General features: G+C 64.0%; 4 protein-coding genes. All 4 read right to left on the reverse strand.

Annotated elements, in window-relative coordinates; translation table 11 throughout:
• Window positions 1-182: 182 nt before the first annotated feature.
• A complete protein-coding gene (locus tag C1I98_RS32710; protein ID WP_111171215.1) occupies window positions 183-1,496 on the reverse strand; it encodes a pentapeptide repeat-containing protein in 1,314 nt (437 codons plus the stop codon).
• A gap of 1,201 nt (window positions 1,497-2,697) precedes the next feature.
• On the reverse strand, window positions 2,698-3,519 hold the full coding sequence (locus tag C1I98_RS40835; protein WP_146607779.1) for a hypothetical protein: 822 nt from the start codon (window positions 3,517-3,519) through the stop codon (window positions 2,698-2,700).
• Window positions 3,520-3,739: 220 nt separating this feature from the next.
• Window positions 3,740-4,983, reverse strand: a protein-coding gene (locus C1I98_RS32720; RefSeq protein WP_111171217.1) for an IS3 family transposase whose coding sequence is annotated in 2 segments (ribosomal slippage) — window positions 3,740-4,701 and window positions 4,701-4,983 — 1,245 coding nt in all. Because the reading frame shifts where the segments join, the coding sequence is not laid out codon by codon here.
• A gap of 611 nt (window positions 4,984-5,594) precedes the next feature.
• Window positions 5,595-6,812, reverse strand: a complete 1,218-nt coding sequence (locus C1I98_RS32725; protein ID WP_233508387.1) for a hypothetical protein — start codon at window positions 6,810-6,812, stop codon at window positions 5,595-5,597.
• Window positions 6,813-6,938: the final 126 nt, after the last annotated feature.

The raw sequence follows: 6,938 nt of genomic DNA on the forward strand, positions 1-6,938 counted from the left end.
CCCCCAGCCCACGCCGGGCGGATCACACGACCAAGCCGCAGGGAAGGACCGCAGCGGTTGCAAGTTGCGGGTAGTGACACCGACGCCGGGTACTGACCGCCCGGTCAACCGCGCGGTCTTGGCGGAGCGCTTCGCCAAGACCAGCGGGACACATTGACATTTGCTCACCTACCACGGTGAGGCTACTCCTTGACGACTGCGGCCTGCAGGAACCCATCTCGAATCAACCGGAACCCGGGCGGTAGCGTGGGCGAGTAGAGACCGTCCAGTTCGACCGAGAAGTCCATATCAATCCCCACATGGCAATTGGCGAAATTGACCACGGCGTCAAACCTCGCCAACTCGAAGCAAGCTTCTGCCTCGAAGCGTACCCCCGCAAAAATGGCATCGCTGTGAACATGGACATTAGGAAAAAGGGCATCTCGCTTGAAGACAGTATAAAGAAAGATGGCTTGGTTGTCGAATGTGGTGCCACTGAACCCGGCGACATGCGAGAAGGCGGCGTAGCTGAAGTCGGCCACCGATTGGAAGCGGGCATAAGCGAAGGAGGCGTGGTCCCGGAAGGCGCATCGCTCAAAAGCGGCAGGGCCTGCAAATTCAACCCCGTGAAAATCGACATCTTCTTCGAAGGTTGATTCGTTGTATATGGCCTCGTCGCCGAAGCGGACTCTATTGAAGCGCGTATAGCCGGAGAAGCGACACCCAGTAAAGTCGGCACTCAGGACCTCGGCCCCGGTGAGGTCCAGATTGACCAGATGGGCTCCGGCCAACTCCAGTCGGATGTCACTCCAGAACTGGCCCTCGCCGCCGGGAGAGAGATGGTCGGTGAGGATTTTCTGCGCGACTTTTCGAGTGTCGTCGTCGATGCGTCCATCGTGACCGTGACGTAGATAGTGGCAGACCCTGCCGATCACCCGCTGTCGCCACTCCGGGGTGGTGTCGCCGACGCTCTCCAACAGGGACAATGCTCCAGCTCGCACGTTCGCGTTCTCGTGGTTGAGGCGGGTGAGTGCTTCGATGAAACGAGTCTCCGGGGTTGATTGTGTGGCCATCGTGTTGCCCACATTGTGAGAGCGCTGAAGTAGGGCATGCAGATCATGGCCCTCCCAATATTTGATTCGGAAGGCGGGCCTATTGCTCCGGTTGTACTGCTCGAGACGATTCTTAGCACTGTTGGACAGATAACCGCTGACCATGAACAGGGCAACATCCACGCCGTTAGCTTGCGCTGCCCCCAGCAAATCGTTCAGATGCCCCGCGGACACCGCTTTCGCATGGTGCTTACACTCAATGAACCAGCGCTCGAAAAAAATATTTCCGTCCGGATCCACGCGAGGGTAGAGCGCTTCAATGTCCCGCCCATCGTCGCCTGCATTCACTCCACGGATAGCGCCTTTGCGCCAATTAATGTACTGAAAACCCAGCCTGCTCAGCAGGTCTTGACAAAAGTTCTCGAACTCTGCGTCGTCGAGGTCCGAGAAGGTAGGCAGGTCCATGGCGATATCCTAGGATGCGTTGTTTCGTTGCGGCTCGTCGTATTCGCCCGCAGGAGGGAACGAGTGCCACGTGTCGCCCTCTGCCGGATCACCCTTCTCCCACGCGGTAGTGAAGCAGTGGACCCTATTCATCTCCGGAGGGCCCGGCTGGTCGCAGCAAGATCGTGGGTCCGACAGAGACCCGACACCCTAGAGAAACCCCTGGTAGCCGATCGATCACCACACCACATCCCTCAGGCCAGGGGCCCCGCATGCTGTTCTAACGTACCGCCGTCGATTGGACCTCCGGCACCTTCAACCACATCGCTGGCGGGCACCGCGAGGCGATCCGCTTGCCCTGGCGGTGACTCACCCGGTAGATAAACCGCGCTGGCCGGGCCTATCTACGCAGAGGCGAGACCTACCACATGGTCGGTGCCGGTTCGGCGATTCAACCGCCACCGCCTGACGGCACGTAGAGGAGACAGCTGATGCTGCTGTCGGCCCGCTTGTGCAAGCTCGGCCGGGCACTGAGCAAGGCCCGCCGCAACAAACTGCACTACCATGAAGACTCGTTACGAACCTGAGAGAGGTCACTCGCCGGGCCCGCTAGCTGACCTGGGATCGAAACGGAACCCCTGGCCCCATTGGACGAACGCCGCCCGTGGAGCACGGCCTTACCGCCGGCTTACGGGACTGCGGGGCACAATTGAACGACCTCGCCGAACCCCGGCCACGGCAGCGACGTCGCTTGACCTGCACGCGACTCCGACGCGATGCACGGCGACTTAACGATCTACCGTGTGCCCGGGCCGTGCCCAAGAGCAGCCCGCGAGCGGCCATGCGAGATCAACTTCTCGCCGCAGGCGCTCCTCTGGCGAGGATGCGCAGGTCAGATGGGGTGTGAGTGGTGGGGCGCCAGGGGCTCGAACCCTGAACCTACAGATTAAAAGCGCCCTTGATCGCTGCCGCGCCATGTCGGTACATGCCGCACTCTACGATTTCAGCCACTATGACACCCGCCGGAATGTCCGGCCGTGACCATTCCCGCCATGCCGTATCGCGAACGCGCGAGCAAACACCGAGCGGTCCATCCGCCCCGATGGGAGAAACCGCTGCAGCTTCTCCCAGTCCTCATCGGTCAGCTCATGACACCGGACCACGCCAGAGATGATCCCATCCCTAGATCACTTTGAAGACACGACCTAGTGGTGTGCTCCGGTCAATCGCGCGTTGCGGGGTTGTCCGGATCGACATGCTTAGGCCGGTTCTCGAAGATCTTGACGATCACCCAACGCTGTCCCCGCCATCCGGCCTGCCGGCCGGGATAGATCTGGATGTCATAGTTGTCTGTGCGGTATGCCTCGTCCGCCACTAGCCCGAACATCAGGCCGAGGTCGTATCCGTCTCCCTTGAACTTCCGCTTATTGCAGCCGTTGATGCGAGGGCTATCCTCGAACACGTCAGGCATGACGTTTTTGCACAACCCGGCCATAAACTCAACCGACGGTGGCCGCCTTCCCTCCACCAGCACAATCACGTGCACCAGTCGCTTGTTCAGGTGTGGGGTCTGGTTGGTTCGCTGCCGGCCGTTCGGTGGAGGTGCCGCGTCCAGTGGACGGCCGCAGCGCGCGCAGTTGAGGACACCGTCGGACCTCTCGGCTGGCAGATGCCTCCGGCAGAGGGTGACCTCGCAGGACTCGCAACGAGCACCAAGCGGATTGCGGATCAGCGCCCCAGCAGAGCCCTCCAACATGTGGTAAGCGCTCACCCAGGAAGCTTCGCACCCTGGTGCATCGCATGCGCAGAAGATCGGGTTGAGACGGTTGTCGAATAGGTGCTGCGGTTCCAGCGCCTCGTCGGGCCCCGCATCCGTTATGCGCCCGGAACCAAGGCGGACCAGGCTACTGGCCAGCTTCAGGGCCTCCGGCTGATCCGGATAAACGTCAAGGATCACCAGCAGCTTGCTCAGAGCTGACCGGTAATTGCTCGCCTGCGTCAGTGAGTGCGCCTCGTCGAGCAGTTCCTGCGTCCACGTCGTCACAATTGCGGCACCTCATTGGTCTTAAAGCCTTATGGCCCACAGTCCAATTCGATGTCGATTGTATGGGGACCGGTCCCCGCAGTTGGCGCGTTCGCCACACTGGGCGGAGTTCCTGCGCGAGTTCGGCACAGAAGCACCCACAAGGACTTGGCCTTCCCATGCCCGCGACCGCATCGACGCTAATGAGGTGCACTGAACCGCCCCGGGTTTGATGGAGACCTCAGCGGTTGATTGCTAGGACTTCGTTGGAGTGGTGTTGAGCGTAGTAGATCGCCTCGAACTCCTCGGGCGGGAGGTGTCCGATGGCCGAGTGCAGGCGGGTGGTGTTGAACCAGGCCACCCATTCGGCGGTGGCCAGTTCCACGTCGGCAAGGCTGTGCCACGGGCCACCGGGCTTGATCAGCTCGGTCTTGAACAGGCCGATCTGCGATTCCATCAGGGCGTTGTCGAGCGCGTCGCCGACCGTGCCGATGGAGGCGTCGATGCCGGCCGTCAGCAGATGGGTGGTGAACCGGAAAGACGTGTATTGACTGCCGGCGTCCGAGTGATGAATCAGTCCCGGCCCGACCGGGTGGCCGGTGCGCTCTCGCCGCCACAGGGCCATGTCCAGGGCGTCCAGCACCAGGCCGGTCTGTTTGGTGAGCGAGGCGGCCCAGCCGACGATCGCCCGAGAGTAGATGTTGACGACGAACGCGACGTAGACCACCCCGCACCAGGCGGAAACGTGGGTGAAGTCGGCCACCCAGGCGGCGTTCGGCCGCTGGGCGGTGAAGTCGCGCCGCAGCCGGTCGCTCGCGCGCTCGTGTCCTGGATCGGAGGTGGTGGTGCGGATCTTCTTGCCGCGCCGGGCGCCTTGCAGGCCCAGGGCGCGCATGCGCCGCTCGACGGTGCAGCGGGCCACCCGGTGCCCCTCGCGCTGCAGTTGCTGCCAGACCTTGCGGGCGCCGTAGACGCCGTAATTGGCGGCGTGGACGCGCGCGATGTGCTCGTCCAGTTCCGCGTCGCGCCGGGCGCGGGCAGAGGGCGGACGGTTCTTGGCGGCGTAGTAGGTGCTGGTGGAGATGGGGCGGCCGTGCTCGGTCAGGACATGGCAGATCGGCTCGACACCGAACACGCCGGCGTGCTGGTCGATGAAGCTCACGAGTGCGTGTGCGGCCGGTCGAGCTCGGCCGCGAAGAAAGCCGACGCGGCCTTCAGGATCTCGTTGGCGCGCCGGAGTTCGGCGTTCTCCCGGCGCAGCCGCTTCAATTCGGCCGACTCGTCGCTGGTGCGGCCCGGCCGGCTGCCCTCATCGATCTGGGCCTGGCGGACCCAGGTGCGCAGTGTCTCCGCGGTGCCGATGCCGAGCTTGGTCGCCACCGCGTTGATCGTGGCCCACTCGGTCGGGTAATCCGGTCGCACTTCGGTGACCATCCGTACCGCCCGGCGGCGCAGCTCGGCGGGATAGGGAGACTTACCTGGCATGGACTCGATCCTCTCAAGAGATCAAGTCTCCACCGAACCCGGGGCGATTCACACCAAGTCGCGGATCGCGAACGTGTGACTTGTGTCCCCAGAGAGCCGTGCAGCGGTGCTCAGCGTGGGGTCATTGAGCGGTTGCTGCCCTATGGTGCGCACGATCCCGACCAGACGACGGCCTGAGGCCCGGTGCAGCGGCAGACTCCGAGGGAGGATATCTGAGCCGTCGGCGGCTCGGCTCCCGGCGGCGTCGCGGGCGAAGACCTTCTCCACTCCCACCACGGCGACGGCCTACTCCAGCGGACCCCGCATTTTCGGCATCCATCGAGACCAGAACTGGCTGTATCCGGCTCGCCTGGCTGCGCTCCGGTTGCCCCCGTGACAAGCGAGTCGTCGGGCGACCAGCCGTCGGCGGTCCGCTCGGCGATGTCGTAATCTTCCAGCATCGGCAGGGCGGTTCCAGTGGAGGTGTATTCGGCCATCATGGCCTTAATGTCCTCGGCGCCCTGGTGGCCCGGTCGGGACCCAGCGCGACAGCGCCAACCGCCTCGCCCGGAGCTTCCCCGTACTTGGGACACATGACTCGAGGTCACCCTGATCGAATGCGAGCCCTAAAGCTAGGCGCCTGCTGGGGGCAGGTTGTAGCGGCTGACGGCCAGGTACGTCTCCGGCGTCGCCGCCTCGAGGAGCCCCTCGTCGCCTGCCAGATCTAGTTCTGGCTCCTCAGGACGGCGCAACAGATCACTCCAGTCGCTTGTCCCTCCCCGAGCATAAGCGTGGCGGAGCAGGGAGCGCAGCCGGGGGCGAGCTTCCTCCTGCCGCTCGCGGAAGATCCGCCGCTGGGTAAGTCGCTGTTCTTCCTGGGCGTCGTCACCGAGTTCCGGATCATCGGCCAGCCGGTCCTCGGCGCGCAGCTCCGGGGTGCGCTGGGCAATCGCGAGGTCCTCCTCGTGGAGGCGCTCACAGGCGGCGAACAGCTTCCGAGACATGCCGAGGTGAACCTCAGTTCCGAGGATGCGGCAGGTGAGGAAGTCGTCGAGGCCCATGGAACGAATCCTGGCACGCAGGGTGTACCGGTCGGTGTAGTAGTTCGCTGCTCCGCGGGCCTCAGCCCGCATGGCGCGGGTGAGGTCGTCGTCTTCCAGGGGCGTGGTCAGCCCGGAGCGCCGATGGCGCGACGCCCGGTCGGCGGGAATGAGCACGGTGCGCAGTTGTGAGGCAGGAGCGGAGCGTAGCGCCAGGTAGGTAAGCATTTGGGCGCGCGCCGCGCCGATGAGGGCGTCGTCGCTGTCGCCGAGATGGTCTTCGAGGGTGCCTGGCCGGACCGCTGACTCGTCGTCGATGCCGAATCCGGCTGGGGCGAGCGGCGGCTGTCCAAGGTGTAGGTCGTGGTCGATGGTGAGAAAGAGGTCGTCTCCGGGCCGCACGGACGCTCCAACCAGGAGGGTGCGGTGGGCGTACGAGCCGAGAATCTTGCTGCCAGCTGCCAGTTGCTCCCACCCCTTGCGGAGCGTGCTGAGGCCCACATCACCCCCCTTGGCCTCGATCAGCCAGTACAGGCCCTCTGCCTGGTGCCGCCCCCACAGGTCGGGCAGCCTATTCTTCGGGTTCTTGAACGTGTTGAGCAGCGCGGGGATCGGGCCACCGAGTTCGAGATGCTCGGTCTGACTGAGGCCCAGCAGTGAGCGGCAGGCCCACTCGGTCATCGTCATACCCAGCCGGTAGGCGGCCGCGTTCTTCGCGCTGCGCTCGGTACTGTACGCGTACACCGGGTTCAGCGTCAGGCGCCGGCCCGCGGTGCCTCGTACGGGATGCCGGGGCTTGACGGGGTGCATGCCAAGATAGGCATATAGTGGGGAAACCCGGGCGATGAGTTCCCCGTGCGCGTACTGCGGCTGGTTCTGTAAGTGCGGGGTGACGTCGCGGCCGACCTCAATGGCGGCTGACTCTTATACACATCT

Source organism: Spongiactinospora gelatinilytica (assembly GCF_003236385.1).
GTDB lineage: Bacteria > Actinomycetota > Actinomycetes > Streptosporangiales > Streptosporangiaceae > Spongiactinospora > Spongiactinospora gelatinilytica.